Below are 907 nucleotides of genomic sequence, written 5' to 3' on the forward strand. Positions count from 1 at the left end.
ACATAACGCCCAATTAAGGGGTGAGCAACGCTACCGCCCAACTTAAAGCATTGTACCGTAAACACTAAAATTGAAGTAGAAGAAAAAATGCCAAGCGTTGGGAATCCCTCTTAAATTGTTTGTTAAATGCCTTGCACTAAACTCAAATTGCTTTAACCTTTATCACACTTTTTGTTTTGTCATCTATGGATTATTAGTATTTGGCTTAGCTTTGCTACCTAACCAAGAACCATTATGACAACTACACTTCGCATCCGTTACCAAACTATTGTCATTGGAAACAATGATATACATCTATGTACTTTACGTGATAAACAACAGTTTAACGACCCTAAAAACACGGCACAAAACTTAGGCATCTCTTCTGCTTCATGGCCAATTTTCGGGGTAGTTTGGCCATCCAGTTTAGTTCTAGCACACCATGTTCTTAATTTAGATACCAATAACAAACGAATTCTTGAAGTCGGTTGCGGCATTGGATTATCAAGCCTACTTCTGAATGAGCAAATGGCAAACATCACCGCCACGGATTATCACCCTGAAGTTGAAACATTCCTAAACAGAAACACTCAACTTAATAATCGGAAAAAAATTGCTTTCGAACGTGTCGACTGGGCAGATGCAAACAGTCAACTCGGCCTTTTTGATTTAATCATTGGTAGCGACCTTTTATATGAAGACCAACACACCTCATTGTTGGCTCAGTTCATTCAAACTCATGCTAATCCGACATGCGATATTATTATTGTTGACCCAGACCGAGGTCGGAAAAATAAACTTAGTGCGAAAATGAGTGAATATGGATTTACGAGTGATCACATAAGACCAGACAATACCGATTATTTAGAGCAAAAATTTAAAGGTCACATACTCAGATTTTCGCGTACATCTGAAAGCATTTAACGCC

Annotated in this window: 1 protein-coding gene; it reads left to right on the forward strand. The window is 38.4% G+C overall.

Annotated features, from left to right (window positions below; genetic code table 11):
- Window positions 1-234: 234 nt before the first annotated feature.
- Window positions 235-903, forward strand: coding sequence for a class I SAM-dependent methyltransferase (locus tag AACW06_RS19735; RefSeq protein ID WP_192076357.1), 669 nt, complete (start codon window positions 235-237; stop codon window positions 901-903).
- The last annotated feature ends 4 nt before the right edge of the window (window positions 904-907 follow it).

Origin of the sequence: Vibrio sp. S12_S33 (assembly GCF_963889785.1) — a bacterium.
Lineage (GTDB): Bacteria > Pseudomonadota > Gammaproteobacteria > Enterobacterales > Vibrionaceae > Vibrio > Vibrio aestuarianus.

Excerpts from the sequence above, each read along its gene's own strand:
- AACW06_RS19735 (WP_192076357.1), top strand. The coding sequence starts at position 235 with ATGACAACTACACTTCGCATCCGTTACCAAACTATTGTCATTGGAAAC.